The sequence below is a fragment of the Arthrobacter sp. 10L430 genome (assembly GCF_056395245.1).
In genome coordinates, this window is the sequence record NZ_JBFTJD010000056.1 from 1 (window position 1) to 1298 (window position 1298).

Annotated in this window: 1 protein-coding gene; it reads right to left on the bottom strand. The window is 64.1% G+C overall.

Annotated elements, in window-relative coordinates; all coding sequences use genetic code 11:
• A partial coding sequence (locus AC1DDG_RS21630; RefSeq protein ID WP_476877692.1) for an amino acid permease occupies positions 1-1298 on the bottom strand: 1298 nt, incomplete at both ends.

Genomic DNA, 1298 nt, shown 5'->3' on the forward strand with positions numbered 1-1298 from the left:
CGGTTGGCGATGACGGGGGACATGCCGGTGAAGCCGTCGCGGGCTTCGGCGATTTCGTGGATTTGTTTGCGGCAGGCGTACCAGCCGGCGACCATGAGGGCGCAGGCGACGAGGGTGACCAGGAGGGTGAGGGGGGAGTCGATGAAGACCATGAYGAGGACGCCGAGGAGGAAGAGGAGGGAGAGGTAGCCGGTGTAGGGGGCGCCGAACATGCGGAAGGAGGGGCGTTTGAGCCAGCCTTTGTCGGCCCAGCGTTTGAGTTGCATCTGGCACAGGACGATGGTGGCCCAGGTGACGATGATGCCTACGGAGGCGACGTTCAGGACGATCTCGAAGGCTTGGGTGGGGACGAGGTAGTTCAGKGGGACGCCGAGGAGGGAGACGCCGGCGGTGATGGCGATGCCGCCGTAGGGGACGCCGGCTTTGTTCATGCGTTGGGCGAATTTCGGGGCGGARCCGGCGACGGACATGGAGCGCAGGATCCGGCCGGTGGAGTAGAGGCCGGCGTTGAGTGAGGAGAGSGCGGCGGTGAGGACGACGAGGTTCATGATGACGTCCACGCCCTGGATGCCGATGGAGCCGAAGAACGTCACGAAGGGGCTGACGCCCTTCTGGTAGGAGGTGTAGGGCAGSAGSAGGGCGAGCAGGATGACGGAGCCGACGTAGAACACGGCGATGCGGAAGACCACGGAGTTGATGGCCTTGGGCATGATTTTTTCGGGGTTTTCGGTTTCGCCGGCKGCGGTGCCGACGAGTTCGATGGAGGCGTAGGCGAACAGGACGCCCTGCATCAGGATGATCATGGGCAGCAGGCCGTTGGGGAAGATGCCGCCGTTATCGGACAGGAGGCTGAAGCCGGTTTCCTGGCCGGGGACGGGGGTGCCGAAGATGACGAAGTAGGTGCCGACCAGGAGGAAGGCGACCAGGGCGGCGACCTTGATGATGGCGAACCAGAATTCCATTTCACCGAAGACCTTGACGGAGACGAGGTTCAGGGCGAGGACGACGATGAGGGCCATCAGGGCCCAGGCCCACTGTGGCACGTCGGCCATCCAGGGGATGTATTTGCCGAAGAAGTTCATGTAGAGGGCCGCGGCGGTGATGTCCACGATGGTGGTGGTGGCCCAGTTGATCCAGTAGAACCAGCCGGAGATGAACGCGGCTTTCTCGCCGAAGAATTCGCGGGCGTAGGAGACGAAGGAGCCCGAGGACGGGCGGTGCAGGACCAGTTCGCCGAGGGCGCGGAGGATCAGGAAGGCGAAGAAGCCGCAGACGGCGTAGGCGATGACGAGCGAGGG